Raw genomic sequence first — 23507 nt, 5'->3', positions numbered from 1 at the left:
AATTTATTGATTATAATAGCTTCTTTATATTATATGTTTTTTATAAAAAAAGCTAACTGGTTTGATATATTATTTTTGCTCCCATCAAAATAACTTTCAAAGCCAGTTAAGCTTCTTTTTACTATTATTCATTCTTTTTATTAATAACATTTATAAACTTGACCATGTCTATAATTTTATTATTGTAAAGATAAATTATTAACTTTTAATACCTATAAGGAAAATCCTTAGTATTAATAAGGAAAAACATTTTTTTTACTTTAATACTTCTTCATACCTGTTTAGGGTTCTGCTAAAATAGCTATCTATTAGTCCTTTACCTTTATATTTTTTAAGTATTTCTTGTTTAGATTTTATACAAACCTCGTTGTAAGATCGCTCTTGTCCACCAAAATCCCATTGTGCTCCTAATAATGTCATTTTATATATAGAATTGTTAGGCTCTAGGTGGTTTGCTTTTTCTAACAGTTGTATTCCTTTTTTTTCATATTTATTACAATTACCAAATATGTATGGCATGATTGATATAGTATAGCCTGTAATAAAATTAAACTCTGGTATGTTTTTAAATAGTTTTAGCCCTTTTTTAAACTCTATAACTAGCGTTCTGCGTAAATTTATATCTATAGTAAATTGGCCATCTACAACATCTAGCATATACCATAAAAAGAAATAATAGTGTTTCCAGAGTTTGAAATCTTGTTTTTTTTCATTTAGTAAAATATTATAGCTATGGTAGGCTTCGTTATATAATTGTTTTTCCTCTAATTCTAATATGTCTTCTAATTTCATAATGTTTGGGGTATTATAACTTAGTTAAAAAATAGTGACGCAATGATTTTTTGCTGTGGGAGGAAATTCCTAGTATTCAAGGAGTAACTAAGTTATATAAAAAAGAAGAGATATTGCTAAGGCTTTTCCTTATAATTGCTAAGGAAACTTGCTTAATATTTAAATAAAACCTTTTTGTTTTGCTATTTCTACTAAGGTTTTATCATCCATTTTAGCAATATTAAAAGAAACTTTTAATTGTCGTTTACGTCTTTCTAGACCGCCAATAGATAATGGAATTACATTTGGTAGGTCTCCCATTTTTGTTCCTATAGATAATTCGTATAGTAATTGCCTATCTATTTTGTCTAATATAAAATCGTTAGTAACTTGTTTACGTAATAGTTGTAATATCGTTTTACTGTAATGTGGTGGTTTTTCTATTACGGTTATTATGGCTTCTACCAATTCATCTGAAGAGATATCATTTTTTATTAAAAAGCCATCTGGGTTTATACTTTTTAATATGTTATTAAGTCTATAATTATCGTTGTAAGTAGTTGCCACAATAATTTTAGATTTTGGGGTAATACGTCTTATTTCTAGACCTAGGTCTTCTCCAGACAGTAACAAACCATTACTAGATTTAGGAAGTTTAATATCTAGAAATATAATGTTAAAAATTTTGTTATCATTTGTGTTTTTAAGCTCATAAATAGCTGTATCGATATCGTTTGCTACTTTAATATTAAAATTATAAGTTTCTTCTGTTTTACTTATTTTTAACATTGCACTTTTGTAGGCATCTGCAATTATAGGGTGGTCGTCTATAATTAATACATTAATCGGTTTCATTGGTTTTAGTCTTAAAAGGAATTAATACAGTGGTTTTGGTACCTTTGTTTTTTTGGGAGACTAAAGAATAGGTGCCGTTTATTGTTTTTACTCTAGAGTTTATATTAGAAATTCCAATCCCTTTACTTATTTTTTTATTATTAAATCCTACGCCATTGTCTTCAATAGTAAAGTTAAGATTTTCATTTGTATAACCCAAAGTAATATTTACATCTGTCGCTTTTGCGTGTTTAATAATATTTAAAAGAGATTCTTGTATAATACGATAGGAGTTTATTTTTATAACATCGCTACTTTCATTCCAATACTCTTCATCTATAGTTGTAATATTATATTTAAAATTCCCTGCAATACTTTGTTCTTCTACTAAGGCTTTAATAAGTGTAATGTAGTCTTGTTTAGAGAGTAAAACATCATTTTTTAGTTCGTGAGAAATGGCTCTAATTTCTCGTTCTATTTTATGTAGCTCATCAATGTATGTTTGTTGTTTGGCTTTGTCTTCTGGTTCTCCATGAAGGTTAAGGAATCCTAACCCCATTCTTGTTCCAAAAATTTTGCCTAAAACGCCATCGTGTAATTCTTCAGATATTCTATTGCGTTCTTTTAATCGACCTTCTTCTAGCTTTGACTGTTGTTTAAGCATTAATTTATAAACATCTTCATTTGCTTGCTTTTTCTGGGTTTCTAATATTAACTCTCTGTTTTTAGCACGTTCAGATCTAATAAATAGTAATAATATAAGTATAAATATTACTGCAATTGATGTAATTAGAATTATGGTGTTTTGTGATGATAGTTTTTCGGATCTATAAATGTAATTATCTGTCTCAAAACGTATACGAGCAAATTTGTTTTTTATTTTGTGTTCTTGCTTTTCTAGCCTTTCGTTAAGCGAAACATATTCATTTAAATAACTAGAAGCATTTTTTGTGTCTACCTTAGATAGTAAAAGTAAGGAAGATAGAATGTCTCTATGGTGTTTAGTTGAATTAGCCAAAGTATTGGCTTCTTTGGCATAAGTAATTGCTTTTGCTGTGTCTTGTGCTTTTATATAATACTCTGCTAAATGCAGTTTATTTATTACTATACCTGAAAAATCTTCTACTTTATTTCTAATACTTAATGCTTTTTCAAAGTCTTTTTTTATGTTTAGTGTATCTTTCTTTAAAAGTTTTGTATAGGCTAAATTATCAATGATTTTGGCGTATAATTTAGGGTTTATTGTAGATAGATCTTTTAATTCTAGTACACGCTCTAAATACTCAATAGCTTTATCGTAATTTTTTTGTTTTTGATAAGTTATAGCAATATCATTTAAAGCACCTTCCTTTATATTGCCTTTTTTATTTTTAACACGCTTTAAATAGTCTAAAGCAATATTGTGATAATTAATAGAGTTTTCGTAATCTTCTAATTCTTTATAAATGGTGCCTAAAAGCTTATAGCAATTATAAAGAGATAAATTTTTATCTAGAGGCTCAAATTTTGAAATAGCTTCAAAAAGATTACTCTCGGAACCAGTATAATCTTTAAACCTACTTTGAACAAAGGCCATATTAAACAACATTTTTCCAGAAAAATAATCGTTGTTTATTGCTTCGTAAGATTTGTAGGCTTGGTAATAATGGTAATAAGAAGAGTCGAATACTTCTTTTTTTGCGTAATAGGTACCATAATTCCAATGTGTTTCGGCTATTCCAGAAGTGTCTTTTAATTTTAAAGAGGATTTATAGGCTTTTTTGTTAGCTTCTATAAAACTAATAGAGTCCTCTCCTAAAGAAATCTCGTAAGCCTCATCTAATAAACGCTTGTTTCTAATAGAGTCGTTTTCTATTATTACTGTCTCTGTTACTGGCTCTTTATTATCAGAACAATTGTATAACACAATTAGTGTTATAAAAATGAAACAATATTTAGTAATATGTAGTTTTAAGTTTAAGATTATAGCGGGTAATTATTTGTGGTTTAACAAAGCTAAAAAAAAAAGCCTTAAACTTAGGCTTAAGGCTTTTTTTAACTATAAAAAATAGTTTTATTCTCCGTTTGGGTCTCTATCGTCATCAACTTCAGAGGAATCTTCGCCTCCAGTAGCTAACTCGATATTTTGTGAGTTATCTTCATTAACGTCTTCTACTGAGCAAGAGAAAAATAATGAAGCAAAAAGTAGTAACGCGAGTATTTTTGTTGAGGTTTTCATAGTATAAGTTTTAGATTGTTTAAATTAGTTAGTTACTCCAAAAATTTGGAGTGGCTTTGTTGGGTTTGTTTATTTAATGTTTGGTTTAGAAGCTTCTTATACTACAAATGTAGTAGGATATAAAGGATTGAACTAGAAAACAATACTGGCTTTAGTGAACGCCTAGAGTATAGTAGTAAACAACACCTCTACGCTAGGGAAATGCTTTTTTTTAAGGTTTTACTAATTTTAAATGTGCTTTTCTAAGGCGATAATTTTATTTGATAAATTAGAGTAGTTTTTTTATAAAAACTACAAGTAGAACTTTTAATTTGGAGAAAATAAACTAGATAAGGATTCTTTTATAAATTCAATATTATGAATATAAGTTTTGGTAAAAGGAATTTTATGAGAGGTTCGGTCTACCGTACATTTAAGTTTGCTATAGTTAATTCTAGAGACATAATCTTTATTTACTATATAGCTTTTATGAATTCTTAAAAAATTATTAGGTAAAGAATTTTCAAAAATTTTTAAGGTCTTGTACGCACTTATAATTTTACCATCATTAATGTAAAAATCTGTTGTATTGTTATCTGCTTTAAGAAACATAATTTCATCAATATTAATATATTGATAATCGTTATAAGATTTTAAGCACAACATTTTATTACAAGAGACAGCGTGATTTTTTTTATATTTTAATATAAATTTCCTTAAATCTAATTCTAAAAGAGGTTTTACTAAATAGTCTAAGAAATTATGCTTAATAGCTTGATATGCGAAATCTTTGGTAGTAGAAATACCTACAAAATGAGGAATAGTTTCTAAATAGTTATTTAACTCTGTTACAAACTGAAAAGAATTGTCTAAAACATTATCTAAATTTAAAAAAACAATGTCTGGTTTGCGTTTTAAAATAGTATTCATGGCTTCTTCATAATTTGAAGAGTTTCCTAAAGAATGAAACGTAGAATAATCTGCCATAACATTGCTAATGTTTTGAACTAGATCGTTTTCATTATCTATTATATAATAACTATTCAAAAAATGTAGGGTTTAAAAAAATAAAGGTAAAAAGATTAACTAAAAAAGTGCTAAGGATAATCCTTAGGATTGCTAAGGATTATCCTTCTAATTAATCGAATTTAAACGACTACAAATGTTTACAAACGAAATTAAATGTGTGTTAACCGAATAGTATTTGGTTGTTGTTTCATATTTGCAGTGTTGAATCCATGAAGGTTCAATAGTATTAACTGTTAAACAATTAAAATATAGAAATTATGAACACACTTAGAAACAAAGTACAGTTGATTGGTAACTTAGGTAATGATCCAGAAATTATTAATCTAGAATCGGGTAAAATATTAGCAAAATTTGCTTTAGCTACTAATGAGAGCTATAAAAATGCTACAGGAGAAAAGGTTGTTGACACCCAATGGCATAACATTGTTGCTTTCGGTAAAGTAGCTGAGATTATTGAAAAGTACGTTGCGAAAGGAAAGGAAATAGCTATTGAAGGCAAGTTAACAACGCGTACTTGGGAAGATAAAGATGGTATGAAGCGTTACACTACAGAAGTGGTGTGTAATGAACTGTTAATGTTAGGAAAATAATAGAACAACAATTTTTTTGATAATTATAAAGAGGGTGTTATTAGCACCCTCTTTTATTTTTATATATTAACATGTAATACTGTAGATTAAATTTTGTTTTTTTACAAAAAAGAATAGAATGGATGATTTTTTAATTGGTATTGGTAAGCGCATAAAGTCAATTCGAAAAAAACAAGGTATAACTATTAGCGATTTAGCTAGAGATGCTGGAGTTAGTAATGGGTTAATATCTAGAATAGAAAATGGAAGAACAATTCCTTCTTTACCTGTTTTATTAGGCCTTATAAATGCTTTAAGTATAGATACAAGTACCTTTTTTGAAGCTGTAGAGAAAAAAACAGGCGCTAAGTTTATACATGTAAAAAAAGAAGAGCAGCAATTTATAGAAAAAGAAATTGAAGCAGAGGGTTTTACATATCATCAAATATTTGGTAAAAGTTTAAATGCTATAGGTTTTGAGGCTGTTTTACTTACTGTTTCACCAAACTCTAAAAGAGATAAAATTATTACAGATGCATGGGAGTTTAAATATGTTATTAGTGGAGAATGCACATATATAATAGATAACGAAGAAGTGTTAGTAAAAGCTGGAGATTCTATTTATTTTAATGGACGTTTACCGCATGTTCCAGAAAATAGAAGCACCACGGATTGCGTGATGCTTGTATTATATTTTTACTCAGATTAATTTAATAAACCAGGCCAAGTAGTATTATTAACAGGCTTAGGGTATCCCGAAACTGCACTATCTGTAAGTTTATTGTATTTTATATAGGTGTTATTACTTAAAAACAAATAAAAGTATTGTGAGTTCCAATCTACAGCAGCAGTAATCATATTAGCATAATTTTCTACACCAGGCCAAGTACTATTGTTAATAGCTTTTGGGTAACCACTGTCTACACTGTCGTTAGAAAGATTATAGCGGACATAAGTACCATCATTTAAGAAAAAGTAGGCCTTACTATTATTCCATTTAAAAGCAGCGACTATTTTATTTCCATAGTTTTCTAATCCTGGCCATGTAGAATTATCTATATTAAGTGGGTATCCAGAATCCATACTATCGTTATCCATATCATAACGAATATACGTACCATTATTTAAGAAAAAATACCCTTTATCATTGCTCCCTTTAAAAGCAGCAGTTATTAAATTTTTATAGTCGTTTAAACCAGGCCAGTTATTGCTATTTATTGCTAGCGGATATCCAGCATCTGTTTGGTCTGTAGCTTTATTATATCTTAAATAGTTTAAATCGTTTCTAAAAAAATAAGCTCTAATATCTAAAGCATCATTCCAATCTAAAGCTGCTATAATATTTGAGTTATTAAATTGTACAGAGCCTATTTGGTTATTTATTTCAATAGTATAGTTTATTGTTCCAGAAATAGTAGAGGCATTAGTATCGTTATAAGTACCTTGGTTAGCGCTTACAGTTGCTATAAGTTCATTATTTCTGTATATGTTGGCAGATTCACTACCATTATATAACCAAAAAAGCTTGTTGTTTTCATCTAACATTACTTTTCTTGGACCAACAGTATTTATTAAAGAAGTGGAGTTAAATTTAAACTCGGGTTTAATAGGTACACTCAAATAGGTTAATATTGTAGGGACAATGGCTGTTTGTGCTGGAATTTTATATAAGCCATTAAAACCTGTATTTGGCACAGAATTGGCAGTTTCGTTAAATTCTTCATTGCCGGTTTTATTCATGGCAATAAAAATATTTTTTTCTGATAAGGTTTGGTCTCCATGAGAGTATCCGCCATTAGGGCTTCTTCCATGATCTGTAGTTACAATAATTAACCAGTCTTCATTTAATGTTTGCTCTCTTAATTCAATAGCATCCATTATACTACCTAATCTAGTATCTGCTTTAACAATACTATTGTTATAATTAGTACCAAAACCAGAACTATGCCCAACACCATCTACTTCGTCTAAATGAACAAAGAGGAAATCGGGGTTATTAGTATTTAAATCGTTTAAAGCTCGTGTTACTGCATTATCATCATTGCCTCCATCGTATCTATTATCTACAAAATTCATTTGCTCTGTAAAGAAATCATGAATAGGAGACCAAGTTGCAATACTACTTGTTTTTAAGCTAGGGTTATATTCTTTTATGTATTGAAAAACACTTTTAGCTTGGGATCTATTAGATGTGCTATTATCTGAAACGCCATGTTTGTTAAGCCAAACACCTGTTAATATTGTTGTCCACCCTGGGCCGCTCTTCGTTTTTTGTTCAGATGCTGTTCCCGTAATGCCAGCACTGTACGCTCGTACTATATTTAGCTTATCTATATTAGGTGTATTTACTCCTGCAATTTTTTCAAATTGTAGGCCATCAATACCAACTAATAAAACTTTTCTTTTTTTGTTAGATTTTAGTGTTTGAGGAGTGTTATTTACTTCGTCTGTATTATTTGAAATGTCTGGTTTTTCGCAACCGAGAAAAATTAATAATAGGTAAACAATTAATGCGTTGATAGTTTTTGTTTTCATTATTTTAATATTTGTAAATTAATAATTAAAATTAAATCATTTTATTTACAAATATTAAAATAATGACTATTGGTAATCATTTTGTAAAACTCATAACATTAAAATTAGTATTACTTTAAGTATGCATAACAGTTAGTTAATGTTTGTTTTATTATCTAACTATTATTAAATAACTGTTCTTAATGTTGCTAAAGATTCTAAAATATAGGTTGGATTCATCTGCATTAATTGTTCTTTTGTTTGCGCGCCAGATAAAACGCCTATTGTAATACCACAATTAGCATTTTTACCTTCTTCTATATCTATGGCAGAATCTCCAGCTTTTAATACTTGCAAAGGATTATCTATATTAAAATGATGCATTGCTTTTAAAATCATATCTGGGTGTGGTCTTCCTTTATCTACATCATCGGCAGTAATTAATAAATCATAATGAGTGCCTAGGTTCCACTTTAATTTTTGTAGTAAGTTATTAGCTACTATACTATTATACCCTGTATTTAAAACAACTTTTATGTCTTCGGTTTTTAATTTTAACAAAACATCTTCTACACCTTTTACGGGAGAGACCTCCAGTGTATTGTAGGCTTGGTCTAATAGTGTTTTAAAATCACTAAAAATAGCTTCTACATTAACGTTTGTATTTGAATTTATAGTGTTTACAATATCTTTTATGGCTTGAAACTTTTCCTTTCCAGCTCCAATTTCTAATACTTTATCTAACGATATATCTATACCATAATTAGTAATTGCTTTTTGTAATGTTTTGTAAACAACATTATGCTCATTAACTGTAGTTCCTGCCATATCAAGCACTACCATTTTTATTGTATTCATTTATTGTATTTTAGTTTAAAATTTTATTTAAGCTCTCTGCAGAGAAGCCAGCACTACCAGTCATACCTTTTCCTCCTATTCCCGTTACAATACGTACATTGGGGCTTACTTGGTGTTCAAAAATATCTTTGGTTTTACATTGGCTGTAAAATCCTGCCCAACGATTTTGTATTTTATAAGTAGGAAGATTAATAATTTTTTTAGCTTCTTTTATCATAAAATCATCAATTTCCATATTTAAATTATAGTCTAGATCATCGCTATTTTTTGCACCTGCATACTCATGAGAATCTCCAATAATTACAGAGCCATCTGTAGCTTGTTTAAATAGAATATGTATTCCAAATTGTTTTTCGAAGCTATCGGCAAGTTCTTTTGCTTTAACAGTTTTCCATGAAGCACACTCTTCAAATGCCTCATAACGTCTAATGGTTAATCCTGTTAAAATAGAACCATTAAGTTTATAATTATGTTGAGGTTTTGTTTGCATCATTTGTAGTTTAGAAACTACTAAATCACTTTTGTTATAAACCTCTGGGTATAAGGATTTAAAATCGTTTCCACTACAAATAACTGTTTTAGAGGATTTATAGACTTGTCCACCTGAAGTTATTGTTTCTACATAACCATTAGCTTCTTGAGTATTTATTACTGTAGTATTAGATAAATAGTTTAACTTGAAGTTTTCAATCATGTATTCTCGTAATTTATGAATCATAACTGTTGGTTCTACTGTAACTTCTTGAGGGAAAAATAAGCCAGCATTACAGTAATCTGCCTTCAATCCATTATACTTTTCTAAACATTGTTGTTTGGTTAGTAAATGAGACTCATAATCGTTTGCTTTATTAATTTGATGCAATTCTTCAATTAATTGAACTTCTTCTTCGTTTGAAGCAACATATATGGTTCCGTTTTGTCTAATACTAATATCAAATTGGTTTTGAATAGTATTATATATGTTTAAACTTGTTCTTCCGTAGTTTTGCCATTTGGTATTCATGCCAGAAGGTACTACTTGTCCAAAATTACGTACTGTAGCGCCTTGAGGTTTAGAGTTTTTTTCAATCATTAAAACAGATAATCCAAGGTTTAAAGCATGGTAGGCATGGAAGGAACCTAACGCGCCTCCTCCAATTATAATTAGGTCGTATATTTTATTGTTCATATGCTAATAGTATTGTTGTTGGTGTTTTTTTACGATATTTTTTTTTAAAAAAGTAATAAGAAGATATTGCTATAGTTATACATAATAATGAGATAACATATATTAAATAGGTGAAAAATGATAAGTAAGACATTTTATCGTCTCCAAAGTTTTTATATAATAGAATTAAGATACTTCCAAGGTACCCAAAGGCATCAGCAATGTAAATTAAGAACCCTACATTACCGTTAATTTTAAAAGTAGCTATCATACGATCAAAAAACATACCTTGAAAAGGAAGGTAGCTTAAATACATACCAAAACCAGATAAAATCATCCATATAACAGGAGACATTATTTGTAGTTGAAAGGCTAGAGTAGACAGGCCAATAATAACACCTCCTAACAAAATGGCTATATGGTAATATTTAAAAGCTTTAAAGTTTTTTGAAACAGAACCTATTAAAGCCATAATAATTAAGACGCATATAGCTATAGGTATTTCAGATAAAGAATAGATGCTTACACTATCTGTATAGCCTAAATCATCCCAAATTTCACGAGCAAAATTGTCTCTAAAATCTCGTATCCCTGTTATAAAAATATAAAATATAATAATTAAGGTTAGTGGAAATGCAAACTCTTTATAAAGTTGTGTGCGTTGTTTTTTGTTAAGGGGTTTTCTTGTTGTACGACTTTCTTGATCTTTTTTTGTTGGGTTTGGTAAACGCTCTAATAAAAAGGCAAATAGAAGTAGGGGAAGAATAAAAAATAAACCAGTAATAAAAGGCATCCATTGTTGAGAGAAATGAAGCGTATCGAGAACATATTTACCAACAGATTTTACTATTCCAGACGACATAATAAAGCTAGAGCATAATACTACTGCTATAATTTCGCTTGTTTTTCTACCTTCTAAATAAGAAAAGACTATACCCCAAACCATACCTAAAGGAATACCGTTTAGAAATAAAAAACTAATATTATAAGGCGCTGGTATTACTGCAAAACCAAGCAAGGCTAATTCTGCTAAAAGAATAAAACCAATAAGATAGTGAATACGTTTATTGGCTTTCATTTCTGCAATGATTTTTATTCCTAAAAACTTAGAAAGTGTGTAACCTAGAACTTGAGCAATTATTAATAAAATTTTATAATCTATTCCCCAAAAACTTAAACCTTCGTATGTTGCTACGGTAAAGGGTTTTCTAAAAGCATACATGCAAAAATAGGTGCCAAAGGCTGCTATTGAAGCTTGTATTATAAACGTGAAATGGTTTGTTTTAATTTTTTGCATTTAAATAGTAAAACAGCTCTCCTTTTACAGAGAGCTATTAATAAACAACTTTAATTAAAAAAGACTAATTTGTGTTAAAGGTTGTATTTAATACCAAAACTTCCTTTTACACCGTAATATTCAACTTGTTTTGGTCTTGCTGTATCGTTTTCGCCATAGTGATAAATTAAAGGCTCGTTTAAAATGTTATTAACATCTAAAAACAGCGAAAATCTTTTATTTAATTGTAATGAAGCAGATAAATCTAGAGTAGAATATTTACCATAATACTCATCGTTTATATCTTGGTTTCCAAAATCTACAATGTACTTGCCTTTATGGTTAAATGCAGCTCTTATATTTAATTTATCATCTTCATAATATAGCTGAGCATTATATAGTTTTTTGGCTTGATAAGGTGTGTTAATTTCACGATCGTTTCCGTTAACATCTCCATTAGGAATCGTCATTTTAGAATCCATAAATGTTGCGTTAGTTTGTACACCTAATTTGCTTAAAAACCCTTTTTTAGCAAAGATGTCGAAACGAATATTTGCTCCTAATTCTAACCCAGCAATGTAGGCTTCTCCACCGTTTTCTGGCCTTTTAGTTTCTATAGTATTTATAAAGGAGGTAGATGAAAAGACAGGATCTTTTAGCTTTTTATAAAATACTCCAGCATTAAAGATACCTACGTTTGAAAAATAATGTTCAAAAAGAAGATCACCATTCCATGAAAATGTTGGGTTTAAGTTGGGGTTACCACCTTGAGCCTCATTGTCTGCTTCACTAAAAGATACACCTGGAGAAATATCTCCAAAATTTGGCCTTGCAAATGTTCTTGTAATTGCAGCACGCAAATTACTTTTATCTGTAAGCTTCATTTTTACATGTAACATGGGTAAGAAAGCATGATATGATTTTTTGTTATTTACTCTATTAAGTTGTTCGTTGTCCTCATCATAAGAAAAGCCTTTTACATCAGTTTTAGTAACCTCTAACCTCGCGCCACCAACAATTGTAAGTTTTTCAGATGGTTTAATAGTAGCCATTCCGTAGGCAGCATATTGCTTTTCATTTACTGTAAAGTTTCTAGATAATCCTCCGCCAGAAGCTAAAGCATCTGAATCTCCTAGGATAAAAGAAAAACCACCTTGATTTAAGTTATAAAACTCACTCATTCCAGCTGTAGATAAAACCTGATTAAAAGCGTTAGAGGCGTTACCAGTAAGTTCTTTTAGGAAATCTGACTTGCCTGGTTGTTCAATTAAATATTGAGATAAATCATTTAAAGTTACATCTTGATTAAACGTGTAAAAATAATCTCCATATTCTGCAATACGTTCTTTATCTCTGTATTTTCCTCCAAATTTTAAAGAAAATATATCATTTACATCATGTTTATAATTTATAGATAATACAACTTTATCTTTTTCATTTACATATACTTTATAAAAATTTAATCCGTCTGAAGCTAATGATTGTTGTGCTGGATCTAGCTTAAAATTAGAGTCTGAAAACACATTAAAAATAGACTCGGGATTGTTAAAGTCTAAAGGTCCTCCATCCGCTTTCCAATATGCTCTGTGGTCATCTGCTCCATCTGGCCTAGATATAGCATAAGCTGGTTTAATGCCAACACCAGATTGATTAAATTTTAAAACAAAATAACTGTTGTCTTCTGCATTTGGTATGTTTCCGTATCTAAACTCATTTTCGTAAGTTCCAATGTTCCAATCTAAGGTGCCAGAACCATTAGCTAATTTATGTTCTCCTCCAAAATCTAAAGCGGTTAATTCGGTTATTAATTCGTTGTTAATATTTTGTAGCTCAATACGGGTTGTATTATTTGCTTCATCATACTTATCAAAACGAATTCTATGCTTATAATGAGTTTCTTCATCTACTAATGTGCCATATACTCCTTTAAAATTTAAAGTATTGTTAGCGTTTAATTTGTAGTCTAAAGCAGTATTAATTCCTGTTGTTTCTCTTTGCCCTGTATAATCTCTTAATTCTAACCTAAAAACGCCTTGGTCTCCTTTTCTTCGTGCTTCAAAATTGTCTGTTGCCCAATTTCGATTCCAATGAGATATATTTACTAAAAAACCAAGTTTTCCATTTTCCGAACGGTTTCCGTATGTAAAAGAGCCATTATAGTTTGCTTTTTCTGCTTTTACATTTGTTCCTGTACCTATGGTTACCGATAATGTTTCTTTAGTGGGAGGAGTTTGAGTTATAAAGTTAACCGAACCACCAATGCCATCTCCTTCCATATCTGGAGTTATTGCTTTTGCGGCTTGAACATAAGCAATCATTTCAGATGGGAAAAAATCGAAAGCTGTTGCACGTGTCGTTGTTTCCTCTTCTGCGGTAGGCAATCTATTACCGTTTATTGTTGTAGAAGACCAGAAAGGAGGTAAACCTCTTACAGATACAAAACGTCCTTCTCCTTGATCTCTTTCAATAGAGACTCCTTGTATTCTTTGTACAGTTTCGGCAGCATTTCTGTCTGGTAGTTTTCCAATACCGTCTGCAGCGATTACATTTAAAATCGCTAAAGATTTTTTCTGGATATTTAATGCTCTAGCTTCGCTATTTCGTTTTGTTCCTGTTTGTAAAACAATTTCGTTTAACTGTTCAGATGAAGGTGTTAAATTTATTATTCCTAAATCTGTATTTTCGTTGTCTTTAATAGTAACTTCAATACTCTTTTTATTAAATCCTATATAGGAAACCTCAATGGTGATTACACCAGATGGTAAATTGTTTAGTGTAAATTTACCATCAAAATCTGTTGAGGTGCCTTTTATTGTATTAGGAATTAATACAGAAGCTCCAGGTAAAGGGAAACTAGAATCACTAACTGTACCAGTTAGCGTTCCATTTTGAGCAGTTATTTTATAAAATATACCTAAAGTTATTAAAAATAATAACAGTGTTCTTTTAGTGTTCATTATAATTTATTTACAATTATTAAAAATTACAACGCAAATAAATATATTGTTTTACTATTTGTAAAAATTTAGATGTTAAGAATAAATTATGAAAAGAACTCTAAAATGTAAGGTGAATGTTAAGAATGTTAATTTTTTATTTAAACTAGTTTAATTATTATAATATGGATATGATTATACTAGAGGTTTTCTGTTGGTTTTATAAAATTACTTGGATTTTCTCGTGCTATTTTATCGAATTCTTCATTAGATAAGTTACTTAATGTTTTAGATACCAGACCTTTCTCTGATGCATGGTTACGTACTACAAAAAAGTCGGTTCCAAATAATACTTTGTCACCTAAGTTTGGGTGATTAATGGTTTCTTTTAATAACGGAAAAATGGCTTCATTATATAAAATATAACTAATGTCTGCATAGACATTTTTGTGTTGCAGCATCATACTGCATATAATGGAATACCAATCCACGTGTTTCCAGCAATCTTCTAGCTTTTTCCAGCTAATCTCTGTTTCATCTTTATTTTTAGTATTAATAAAGTCAATACCAGCCTCAGGGTTTGTTTTTAGTTTTGCAGTATAATTATACCTGTCAGACTCTAAATATTTACACCACTGATCTTCTCCCCCAAAATGAGCAAGGCATAATTTTAAATGCGATAAATCCCATTTTAGTTTAGTATTACTGTTTGTATAACCAAAAAGGTCTTTAGTTTTTTGCGAACACTTGCCAACCCAAACTCTTAACAGTTCTTCTTTTAGTAGTACTAAATAATTTAAAGGATGTGTAAAATTTAAAGAGAAATCTATGTTTTTTAACTGAGGTAGTAATAGAGGACCACGCTCTTTTTTTTCTAGACTAATGTATTCTTCAAATACTGGATGTGTATCCCATTCCTTTTTCTTTTTACCTCTATAAAATATGGTTCCTTTAATACAATGCGTCATAATTGGAATTTGGTTATCTGCAGCATATTTCCATAATGGTAATAATGTCTCATCAAAGACATAATACCCTAAGGCAGGATATATTTTAAAACCACTAAATTTTTCGTCTTCTATATACCTTTTTATAAAACAATCTTGTAGTGTTACAGTTCCTGTATTATCATTAAAGTGATATTTTAGTTGTGTTTTGTCTTCTACAATGCGTCTAGGCTCTACAAATACAAAAGGTAGAATAGCATCTTTATTTTTACTTTTATTTTTAATATCTGCTAATTCTTGCATTTGGTCTTTATACTCGTAGCCTTTTTTTAGTTTCCCAGCGCCCATATACTCCATATCCATAGGTAATACTATAAACTTACTACCAGAATCGTATTGCTGTACTAGTTTAGAAAACGTAGTGGTTTGTTTTTGATATATTGTAAAACGCCCAAGCAGTATATAACGATCAATTAAATCTCGAGTCATTTTACCTGGTAAAATAGAGAGTAGTTTTATGGACTTTTTTGCTATAAACCACAATAAGTTTCGCCCAGATTTTACAAATAAAATAACTATAACAACAATTAAAATAGTAATAATTAAATGGTCTAGAGGTACTAATAAATTATGTTCTGTTAGCCAGTTTTGTATTTTATAGATAAAGTTATTATTGGTGTTAAGTTTTAACCAATTACATACAATAAAAATAGCTTGTACAGTAATAGCTGTTTTTAAAACCATAATTATGGTTTTAAGCACTATATTTCTCTGTACTTTTATTTTGGTTTTAGTTTTATTTCTTTGCTGCTCTATATATGGATCTTTATATTTTTTGTTTTTTTTGGTTATAAAACGCTTAAATATCCATAAAATAAAAGGAACACTTAATAGTTTATAAAAAGGCCAAGGTACAAATGCCTTTGCTAAATAAGGAGGCACATGCTCCCCTTTAAAAATATGAGTATGGCAATTTATAATGGGTTTTTTATTTGCTGTAGCCATTGTAATAGTGTTTTAGTTTTATACGGTTATTCTGTATTGTTTGTATAGTTTTTTTGGCGTGTAAGCCTCATTAAATGCTTGTTGTTGTTTTTCGTTTAACCTTAAACGCTCCTCTTTAATTTTTTGGCTTAGAGGAATTTTCTCATCAAAATCATAAAATAAATCTTTTTCGTTCATGATAATTAAACGTCCTTTAGTTTTATTTATTAAATCTTTTAAAATTCCTCTATTTGGCATTGTCGATTTCCAATTACTACTAATAGCATTAAAGTCTAAAGTTGCCATAGCAACAAGATCTGGAGAGGTCATCATTTTTAATCCTTTGTCTTTAGCTGTGCCATTATGGCTTAAATGATGTGCTACTTTATAGAAAACGGTACGATTTAATAAATCTTCGGTTAAATGTTTTCCATTTTCAGGTTTTTTGTCCCAATCTATGTTATGCCAACTTTCCCAACTACCAAACTCTGCATCTCCAGGAAATAGCAATACTTTTTTAGAGTCTTCTAATTCAATTGCCATTGCAAGACTTAAATTATTAATACCAGTGTTAATTCTTAACGCAAGATTACCCGCACCACTTACTAGCCAGTCTAAATCTACAGTTCTCCAAAAAGTATCTTCTTTTTTATAGTAGTCCTTAATTTTTGTACAATTGGTTTTATATTTAGAATCGAACGGCGATTGGCCAACACTAGAAGATTTATCTGTTATTACTGCCGAAAATGAATCGCTGCGTTTTAACACCTTATTATGCTCGTAAGTATCGTTAGTTCCTTTTTTGCCATGTTCTTTTTTTACAGCTTTAATAGATTCTGGAGGACCAAGTATATGAAATTTTACTCCTGGTAATTTAGTAATAGATTCTATTTCTCCAGGTTTACAATATCTAATATTGTCTTTAGCAATCTCATTTTTTATTATTTCCATGCCCTTTAAACCGCCTTTATATTTCTTTGTTTTATCTGGCGAAAAATGAAGTTCTTTAAAATCGTTTAGAGATTCTGAAAAATTATTAAATCGGTTTACAATTTCTTCTCCTTTAAACCCTCTTTTTAATTGGTTGGTTAATGCTGTATCTTTTAATTTAAGGTTTATTTCATCTGAAGCTATGGCGAGTGCCTTTTTCTTTTGTCCAAATTTTTCTTTCCATTCCTTTACCAAATCATCTTGCTCATCTTCGCTCCAAGCCATCCATATTTCATCGAAGGTAAAATCGTTTATAAATAAATCTGAACACGCATTAAAAAGATACACATGGTCTTTGTGTTCATGAGTAATAACTAATAAATCAATATGGCCATTAACATATGCTTTTAAATCTTCAACATATTGTGTTAAATGCTTTTTGGTACCTTTCCAAGTGCCTCCATCTATCATCATTGTAAAAATAGCAGATGTATTAGAAAAAAACTTTAGCACAAAACAATCTCCTGTTCCTGTACCGTACATTCTAACATCTACAGCTGTAATCGTTTTAGTATTAATCATAATTTTTTAGTGTTGGTGTAGTAGTGCAAAAGGCTCAAAAGCATTATCATTTATTTGCGCACTAAAGTATTTTTGAAATTCGCTCATGGCATTTACAGTAATTTCATTTTGAAATAACCATTGTTTTTCAATTTCCTTTTTATTAAGTACTATGCCTTTAGATGTTTTTAATAATATAGGTTTGTTAATAGAGTATTTTAGTTCTCTAGTGTCTAAATCCATTATAAGGGTACAACTACCTTTGTAAGAAAATAGTTTTTCACCATCCTTTAAACTAGGCTTATTATTAAGGTTGCTAGTATATGGTTTTACAACTTTATTATCTTTCATTACTACAGCAGATTTTTGAATAATTGAAAAAATAACTTGGTTTACTTTGTTACCATTTGGGCCAACTCTAGAGACTAAACGAAGGTTTTGAATAGAAAATGCTGCCATATTTCTACCATAATCTGTAGAGGAGTCTTTTATACCAAAGCGCTTACCGCTATCTCCAAAAACGAGACCTGTTAATTCAACAAACTCGGAGAATTTGTTGAATTTAACACTAACTCTTTTGTGTAAGCCTATAACTTGTTCATAGTATTGCATATCCATAATATTTCGTAAATACTGTAAATGCTCTGAATAGGCTTCCACTTTTTCATTATAAGTATATGGAGCCTTAGATTCTGAAACGGCTCGTATTTTAAAATCATCTTTTTGTCTCCTGATCTTTCTATTGTATTCTCTTTCAGAATCTTCTCTTAGTGGTATTCCAGATATAACTGCTGTTGTTATTTCATAAATATGTTTTCTATGGGTATGGTAAGCTATTCTATTGGCATAACTACGTAAAAAAGAAGCAATAATTTTAATAAGTGAATCTGGTTCTTCCGAGATAGTAATTTTTGGATGCCTTAAACTTTCTATACTTAATGAGTTTATACCAACAGGATAAATACCTCGTTTTTTAAAAGCTTCAATAAAAGCTAATCTATAAGCATAAGGGTCGGAACTTACTAAGTCGCTATCTGCGGTAATTATGGCTCTTAAGTATTCTCCAAAAGTAATATCGGTTGGCGGGCAATAATCAATAGCTCTAATACACATGTGTAGAATATGTTGAGCTGTTTTTGAGGCCTCTGTAGCCAATCTATTTACTAAATCGGGATGTAGCTCTCCTTCTGGTAAAATACCTGTTCCGTTAGATGCTATTCGATTTAAATCTGCTATACGCCTTTGGTATATTGATAAAAAAGCTTCAAAAACAGCAGCAACCAAAATGCTGCCTCTTTCGTGGGGTTGCATAATTTCGTTATACTCATTTGGGTTGGGTTTTTTAGGTTCCCATTCTCCATTTTCATTAATGTCGCCTATGGCATCTCTTAAATTACCATAATGTCCAATAGCAACTCCAAATTGTTGTGCTAGTTCTCCTAATAAATTTTGTCTAGATAAATCTCCTTTTGTTTTAGCTATTTGGTGTTTTAATACATCTGGAAATGAAAAATGTTGAAATAGCGCAACAATGTCTGCAAATCCTTCATGAAAGGCCAATACATCTGGGTTTGTAGGGTGATTATAATGATGTTGCAACCCATCTAATATGGCATGAGTGGTTTCATGCGCTATAATATCATGACTTAAACAGGTGTAAACTAAAGTTCCTGGCATTTGGTCTGCCTGGTCTATTGGGTTAGAGTGAAAGTAACCAAATAATAAGGCTTTCTTCTGTGGGCTGTAATAGGCATTTGCCTCTCTAATGGCATGTGGATATATACGTATTCTATCTATATATTCCTCGTATTTATCTTTACCTAGTGCGGGGTCGTATTCTAGTTTTCTGGTAGACCAAAGTACTTTTCTACCTAAAGCGCGTTCAAAATTTTTAATGGTCGTCATAACAACAGCATAAACCATTTGCTGATGAAACTTAGGGTTACTCTCGCTTGGAGATAGTCCGTTTTGAGCTAAAAAAGATTCGCTTTTAAAATCTACAGTTTCATAAAACTCTCCTACAGTAGGATCGTAATCAATAACTTCTATGTATTCGCCTCTTAAGGTTCCGTCTGTATAATCTATATCCTCCCAAGGCACTTGGTAGATTATCTCGTTAATACTGTGCGTGTCTAATCGTATTGATAAAGAGGGATCAAAAGCATAACCCCTAAGCTTTCTATGCGAAGGTGTATTCATAATCTTTAAGTACTTGTTTTATGCTATTAATACAAGACACCTAGGGAAGTATTATTTTTGAATACTAAAGATACATTATTATTTTTAATAAAATGTTTAACTAAGGGTTAAAAGCTTAATTAATAAGTTTTTAGATTTTATTTTTTATAGATGGTTATGTATACAGGGAAGTGATCGCTATAGCCGCCTTTGTATCGTTTGCCTACATAAGTTCTGTACGGGCTGCCTTTATATTTACCGTCGTAAAGCTTTAAAAAATCTTCGTCGAAAATGTTAGCTTTTTTAAAGCGTAGGCTATTAGATTTACGTTCAAAGAAGTTATGTGTTATTAAAATCTGGTCGAATAAATTCCACTGTTTTCTGTAAGTTGTTGTACCTCGGTCTTGAGATAAAAGGGTGTCCATAGGGTTGAACAAACCATTAGTTTTTACTAAAGATTTAATGCTATTACTTGCTGGGTCATCATTAAAGTCTCCCATAACAATAATTTTAGCATTGTTATTTTTTGCTTTTATTTTTGAAATAATATAGCTAACCTTTTGTGAGGCAGCCATACGTTTTGGCTCGGTTTGGTCATCGCCACTTCGTCTAGATGGCCAATGGTTAACGATAACATGAAGCTCTAAACCTTCAAACAAACCACTAACTAATAAAATATCTCTAGTGTAATCTACCGTACCATCTTCTTCAATTAATTCTACAGAAAATGTTTCAGAATATGCTACTTTAAAAACAGAGTCGTCGTATAATAATGCGACATCTATACCGCGTTCATCATTAGAGTCGTAGTGTACAAACTTATAATTAAAGTCCTCTATGTGTTTAGATTGTACTAAATCTATTAAAACATCGGCATTTTCTACTTCTGCTAAACCAATAATTGCAGGGTGCTTTTTGGTTTCTTTTTTTCCAATATTAGAAATAGCATAGCCTATTTTTTTTAGTTTATTCCTGTAGCGTTTTATAGTCCAACGCTTATCGGAAGTAGGAACAAAATCGTCATCGCGAGTAAATTCCTCATCGTAAATGTCGAATAGGTTTTCAATATTGTAAAAAGCTACCGTATGCTTTTTAGCTTTCGATTTAAAGAGGTTTAACATCAATTAAGTTTGAAAAGGCTAAAAATAGCAAATTTTATCTGCTTTCAATTATGTAACTTTGTCCTTTAAATTTATTTATGTTAGAAAAAAAAGATATAGCTTTAGAAAAAGCAGTATTAATAGGAGTAGTAACAAGAGAACAAGATGAGATTAAGTCTAAAGAATATTTAGACGAGCTTGAGTTTTTAACGTATACTGCAGGTGGAGAGGTTTTAAAGCGATTTACTCAAAAAATGGACATGCCTAATCCTAAAACCTATATAGGAAGTGGTAGAATGGAAGATGTACGCCAGTTTATTGAGGATAATGATGTTGGTACAGCCATTTTTGATGATGAGTTGTCGGCTTCTCAAGAACGAAACATAAGTAAAATATTAAACTGTAAAGTACTAGACAGAACTAATTTAATACTCGATATTTTTGCACAACGTGCACAAACTAGCTATGCAAGAACCCAAGTAGAGTTAGCACAATGCCAATACTTGCTGCCAAGACTACGAGGGATGTGGACACACCTTGAAAGACAAAAAGGTGGAATTGGAATGCGTGGACCTGGAGAAACAGAGATTGAAACCGATAGACGTATTGTTCGCGACCGTATCTCGCAACTAAAAGAGAAAATTAAAGCGATAGACAAACAAATGTCTGTGCAACGTGGTAACCGAGGTAAAATGGTACGTGTTGCATTGGTTGGATATACCAATGTAGGGAAATCTACTTTAATGAATACCGTTAGTAAAAGTGAAGTGTTTGCAGAAAACAAACTCTTTGCTACATTAGATACAACGGTTAGAAAAGTGGTGATTCAAAATTTACCGTTTTTGTTATCCGACACCGTTGGGTTTATCCGCAAGTTGCCAACACAACTGATCGATTCTTTTAAAAGTACTCTAGATGAGGTTCGTGAAGCCGATTTGTTACTACATGTAGTAGATATTTCGCATCCTAATTTTGAAGATCATATTGCCTCTGTAAATAAAATTTTAGGTGAAATTAAAAGTGCCGATAAGCCAACCATAATGGTGTTTAATAAAATTGATGCTTACGAAGCGGAACCGTTTGATGATACCGATTTAATAGCAGAACGTACCGAAAAACACTATAGTTTAGATGAGTGGCGTAAAACTTGGATGAATAAAATAGGAAACAATGCCCTGTTTATTTCGGCCATAAATAAACAAAACTTAGAAGATTTTAAAAAGCGTGTGTACGATGAGGTTAGAGATATACACATAACCCGTTTTCCATACAACCATTTTTTATATCCAGATTATGATTATGAGGATATGGGTAATGAAGAAGAGTAACTAGCGTAACGGAAACCCTTTACCAACCCACCAAGGGTGTATTTCTATTTCTAATCTTCCAGCTTTTACAGCAGGATCAGCATTGGCTAAACTATCGGCTAGTTTTAAAGTCGGTACGTTGTAAATAGTAATGCCTCTAATATCGCCATCGTCTCCCATTGGCCCAGAAATATCGGCATAACCTAACTCGTACATTTTACCTAAATGTGCTTGGTGTTGTTCTTGTATTTTAGCTGCTTCCTCTTTGTTTTGCGAACGATTTTTACCACGCTTTAAAAAGGCTATAAAATACTGTTGCATAACAACGGTGTCTTTAAGGGTTTCGTCATAATAATTAAACGTTTTAAAACCTTTTGCTTTTAGTTCTTCTAAAAGTTGTTTCGTGGTTTGTTTTTTCTCTATGACCTCTTCTTTTATTTCGGTAATAGTCGTTTCTTTTTCAAGTTCTGTTTTGCAACTTGTAAAGCATAATGCACTTAATAGAGCAATTATAACGTATTTATTTAGTTCCATAATGTATAGGGGTGTTTGCTTAATTGTGAGTTGTAGTATTTAATATCTCCAGTTACTTCCTTACCTAACCAATTGGGTTTGGTAAACGTTTCTGTTTCTGTGTTTAGCTCTACTTCTGCAACGATTAAACCTTTATTGTCTCCAAAGAACTCATCGACTTCAAAAATATGGCTATCTACTTTTATTTCGTATCGTATTTTATTGATAATACCTTTTAAACAGAGTTTTAAAAGAGCTTCTGCTTCGTGTTTTGGTAATTCTTTTTCCCATTCAAAACGCGATAAGCCATCGTTTGTAGACTTACCTTTTATGGTTAAAAAACCCAGTTCGCCTTTTAGGCGTACACGTACGGTACGTGCTTTGTCTGTGCTTAAAAACCCTTGTATAATACGCGTACTTTTAAAAGCTTCGGCTTTAAAAGCTGTAGAGTTTACTAGGAATTTACGTTCTATTTCTATCATGCTTGCCTTCCGTGAAAACGGAAGTCTCTCTTTAATTAGTCTCTAAATCTAATGCTAAATCTATTAATTTTATATGAAACCACAATAATCTCGTAAGTACGCGACTATAATCTATTAAGACTTCTCGATACAATGCTTCGTGCCTCAGTATTACTTGAAGTGACGTTTTGGGTTTGTTTTTAAGCACTATCGTCAGTTCGAGTGAAATCCTTTTTAGGATTTTGTATCGAGAACTATTTTGTTTTTTGAACGTTATATTGTGTTATAGTTACTAAGACTTCTCGATACAATTTGCTCGTACCTCACAAATCACTCGAAGTGACGGATAGAGATAGTTTTGAAGTACTAGCGTCAGTTCATGTGAAATTCCTTTT

At 30.7% G+C, this 23507-nt stretch carries 19 protein-coding genes; 3 read left to right on the top strand and 16 right to left on the bottom strand.

Annotation, left to right across the window (positions count from 1 at the left end):
• Positions 1 to 255: 255 nt before the first annotated feature.
• The 5 genes from ACVC08_RS16520 to ACVC08_RS16500 all read right to left on the bottom strand — a co-directional run bounded on the left by ACVC08_RS16520 (position 256) and on the right by ACVC08_RS16500 (position 4849).
• Positions 256 to 792: a hypothetical protein gene (locus tag ACVC08_RS16520; RefSeq protein ID WP_452600320.1), complete on the bottom strand. Its 537-nt coding sequence runs from the start codon at positions 790 to 792 to the stop codon at positions 256 to 258.
• Between the two features lie 159 nt (positions 793 to 951).
• A complete protein-coding gene (locus ACVC08_RS16515) occupies positions 952 to 1626 on the bottom strand; it encodes a response regulator (protein ID WP_452600319.1) in 675 nt (224 codons plus the stop codon).
• Positions 1613 to 3511 (bottom strand): tetratricopeptide repeat-containing sensor histidine kinase, encoded by a 1899-nt coding sequence (locus tag ACVC08_RS16510; RefSeq protein ID WP_452602874.1) that lies wholly within the window; start codon positions 3509 to 3511, stop codon positions 1613 to 1615. The genes ACVC08_RS16515 and ACVC08_RS16510 overlap by 14 nt, the downstream gene beginning before the upstream one ends.
• A 147-nt stretch (positions 3512 to 3658) precedes the next feature.
• Positions 3659 to 3823 carry a hypothetical protein gene (locus ACVC08_RS16505; protein WP_452602873.1) on the bottom strand — a complete coding sequence of 55 codons (165 nt, stop codon included), beginning with the start codon at positions 3821 to 3823 and terminating at the stop codon, positions 3659 to 3661.
• A 306-nt stretch (positions 3824 to 4129) separates the two neighbouring features.
• Positions 4130 to 4849, bottom strand: a complete 720-nt coding sequence (locus ACVC08_RS16500; RefSeq protein ID WP_452600316.1) for a LytR/AlgR family response regulator transcription factor — start codon at positions 4847 to 4849, stop codon at positions 4130 to 4132.
• A 239-nt stretch (positions 4850 to 5088) separates the two neighbouring features.
• On the opposite strand from ACVC08_RS16500, the gene ACVC08_RS16495 reads away from it, so the two are divergent.
• On the top strand, positions 5089 to 5421 hold the full coding sequence (locus ACVC08_RS16495; RefSeq protein ID WP_452600315.1) for a single-stranded DNA-binding protein: 333 nt from the start codon (positions 5089 to 5091) through the stop codon (positions 5419 to 5421).
• Between the two features lie 118 nt (positions 5422 to 5539).
• Positions 5540 to 6109, top strand: coding sequence for a helix-turn-helix domain-containing protein (locus ACVC08_RS16490; protein ID WP_452600313.1), 570 nt, complete (start codon positions 5540 to 5542; stop codon positions 6107 to 6109).
• Here ACVC08_RS16490 and ACVC08_RS16485 read toward each other — a convergent pair.
• The 9 genes from ACVC08_RS16485 to ACVC08_RS16445 form a co-directional block, all read right to left on the bottom strand.
• Complete coding sequence (locus ACVC08_RS16485; RefSeq protein WP_452600312.1) at positions 6106 to 7935, bottom strand: alkaline phosphatase family protein; 1830 nt, start codon at positions 7933 to 7935, stop codon at positions 6106 to 6108. The two genes, ACVC08_RS16490 and ACVC08_RS16485, sit on opposite strands and share 4 nt — an antisense overlap.
• 165 nt (positions 7936 to 8100) lie before the next feature.
• Positions 8101 to 8772, bottom strand: a complete 672-nt coding sequence (locus ACVC08_RS16480) for a phosphonatase-like hydrolase (RefSeq protein WP_452602872.1) — start codon at positions 8770 to 8772, stop codon at positions 8101 to 8103.
• Between the two features lie 10 nt (positions 8773 to 8782).
• Complete coding sequence (locus ACVC08_RS16475; protein WP_452602871.1) at positions 8783 to 9940, bottom strand: TIGR03364 family FAD-dependent oxidoreductase; 1158 nt, start codon at positions 9938 to 9940, stop codon at positions 8783 to 8785.
• Positions 9930 to 11216: a DUF5690 family protein gene (locus ACVC08_RS16470; RefSeq protein WP_452602870.1), complete on the bottom strand. Its 1287-nt coding sequence runs from the start codon at positions 11214 to 11216 to the stop codon at positions 9930 to 9932. Before ACVC08_RS16470 ends, ACVC08_RS16475 begins: the two co-directional genes overlap by 11 nt.
• Before the next feature lie 74 nt (positions 11217 to 11290).
• Positions 11291 to 14152 carry a TonB-dependent receptor gene (locus tag ACVC08_RS16465; protein WP_452602869.1) on the bottom strand — a complete coding sequence of 954 codons (2862 nt, stop codon included), beginning with the start codon at positions 14150 to 14152 and terminating at the stop codon, positions 11291 to 11293.
• A 179-nt stretch (positions 14153 to 14331) separates the two neighbouring features.
• A complete protein-coding gene (locus tag ACVC08_RS16460; RefSeq protein ID WP_452602868.1) occupies positions 14332 to 16083 on the bottom strand; it encodes a hypothetical protein in 1752 nt (583 codons plus the stop codon).
• 18 nt (positions 16084 to 16101) lie between these two features.
• Positions 16102 to 17574 carry a hypothetical protein gene (locus ACVC08_RS16455; protein WP_452599143.1) on the bottom strand — a complete coding sequence of 491 codons (1473 nt, stop codon included), beginning with the start codon at positions 17572 to 17574 and terminating at the stop codon, positions 16102 to 16104.
• Between the two features lie 6 nt (positions 17575 to 17580).
• Entirely contained in the window at positions 17581 to 19752 is a 2172-nt protein-coding gene (locus ACVC08_RS16450; RefSeq protein ID WP_452602867.1) for a hypothetical protein, read from the bottom strand.
• Positions 19753 to 19889: 137 nt separating this feature from the next.
• Positions 19890 to 20852 carry an endonuclease/exonuclease/phosphatase family protein gene (locus ACVC08_RS16445; protein WP_452602866.1) on the bottom strand — a complete coding sequence of 321 codons (963 nt, stop codon included), beginning with the start codon at positions 20850 to 20852 and terminating at the stop codon, positions 19890 to 19892.
• A 77-nt stretch (positions 20853 to 20929) separates the two neighbouring features.
• Between ACVC08_RS16445 and hflX the strand changes: the two genes are divergently transcribed.
• Positions 20930 to 22159 carry a GTPase HflX gene (gene hflX, locus ACVC08_RS16440; protein WP_452602865.1) on the top strand — a complete coding sequence of 410 codons (1230 nt, stop codon included), beginning with the start codon at positions 20930 to 20932 and terminating at the stop codon, positions 22157 to 22159.
• On the opposite strand, the gene ACVC08_RS16435 is transcribed toward hflX, so the two are convergent.
• On the bottom strand, positions 22160 to 22672 hold the full coding sequence (locus ACVC08_RS16435; RefSeq protein ID WP_452602864.1) for a YciI family protein: 513 nt from the start codon (positions 22670 to 22672) through the stop codon (positions 22160 to 22162).
• Positions 22663 to 23133 carry a CYTH domain-containing protein gene (locus ACVC08_RS16430; protein ID WP_452602863.1) on the bottom strand — a complete coding sequence of 157 codons (471 nt, stop codon included), beginning with the start codon at positions 23131 to 23133 and terminating at the stop codon, positions 22663 to 22665. The genes ACVC08_RS16435 and ACVC08_RS16430 overlap by 10 nt, the downstream gene beginning before the upstream one ends.
• Positions 23134 to 23507 lie beyond the last annotated feature (374 nt).

This window comes from Pontimicrobium sp. MEBiC06410 (assembly GCF_053601615.1).
Note: the sequence above shows the minus strand (reverse complement) of the source record. Positions and strands in the feature narration are given on the sequence as shown.

Excerpts from the sequence above, each read along its gene's own strand:
- ACVC08_RS16435 (WP_452602864.1), bottom strand. The coding sequence starts at position 22,672 with ATGGAACTAAATAAATACGTTATAATTGCTCTATTAAGTGCATTATGC.
- ACVC08_RS16450 (WP_452602867.1), bottom strand. The coding sequence starts at position 19,752 with ATGAATACACCTTCGCATAGAAAGCTTAGGGGTTATGCTTTTGATCCC.
- ACVC08_RS16465 (WP_452602869.1), bottom strand. The coding sequence starts at position 14,152 with ATGAACACTAAAAGAACACTGTTATTATTTTTAATAACTTTAGGTATA.
- ACVC08_RS16515 (WP_452600319.1), bottom strand. The coding sequence starts at position 1,626 with ATGAAACCGATTAATGTATTAATTATAGACGACCACCCTATAATTGCA.
- hflX (WP_452602865.1), top strand. The coding sequence starts at position 20,930 with ATGTTAGAAAAAAAAGATATAGCTTTAGAAAAAGCAGTATTAATAGGA.
- ACVC08_RS16460 (WP_452602868.1), bottom strand. The coding sequence starts at position 16,083 with ATGGCTACAGCAAATAAAAAACCCATTATAAATTGCCATACTCATATT.
- ACVC08_RS16485 (WP_452600312.1), bottom strand. The coding sequence starts at position 7,935 with ATGAAAACAAAAACTATCAACGCATTAATTGTTTACCTATTATTAATT.
- ACVC08_RS16475 (WP_452602871.1), bottom strand. The coding sequence starts at position 9,940 with ATGAACAATAAAATATACGACCTAATTATAATTGGAGGAGGCGCGTTA.
- ACVC08_RS16455 (WP_452599143.1), bottom strand. The coding sequence starts at position 17,574 with ATGATTAATACTAAAACGATTACAGCTGTAGATGTTAGAATGTACGGT.
- ACVC08_RS16470 (WP_452602870.1), bottom strand. The coding sequence starts at position 11,216 with ATGCAAAAAATTAAAACAAACCATTTCACGTTTATAATACAAGCTTCA.
- ACVC08_RS16480 (WP_452602872.1), bottom strand. The coding sequence starts at position 8,772 with ATGAATACAATAAAAATGGTAGTGCTTGATATGGCAGGAACTACAGTT.
- ACVC08_RS16445 (WP_452602866.1), bottom strand. The coding sequence starts at position 20,852 with ATGTTAAACCTCTTTAAATCGAAAGCTAAAAAGCATACGGTAGCTTTT.
- ACVC08_RS16495 (WP_452600315.1), top strand. The coding sequence starts at position 5,089 with ATGAACACACTTAGAAACAAAGTACAGTTGATTGGTAACTTAGGTAAT.
- ACVC08_RS16520 (WP_452600320.1), bottom strand. The coding sequence starts at position 792 with ATGAAATTAGAAGACATATTAGAATTAGAGGAAAAACAATTATATAAC.
- ACVC08_RS16490 (WP_452600313.1), top strand. The coding sequence starts at position 5,540 with ATGGATGATTTTTTAATTGGTATTGGTAAGCGCATAAAGTCAATTCGA.
- ACVC08_RS16505 (WP_452602873.1), bottom strand. The coding sequence starts at position 3,823 with ATGAAAACCTCAACAAAAATACTCGCGTTACTACTTTTTGCTTCATTA.
- ACVC08_RS16430 (WP_452602863.1), bottom strand. The coding sequence starts at position 23,133 with ATGATAGAAATAGAACGTAAATTCCTAGTAAACTCTACAGCTTTTAAA.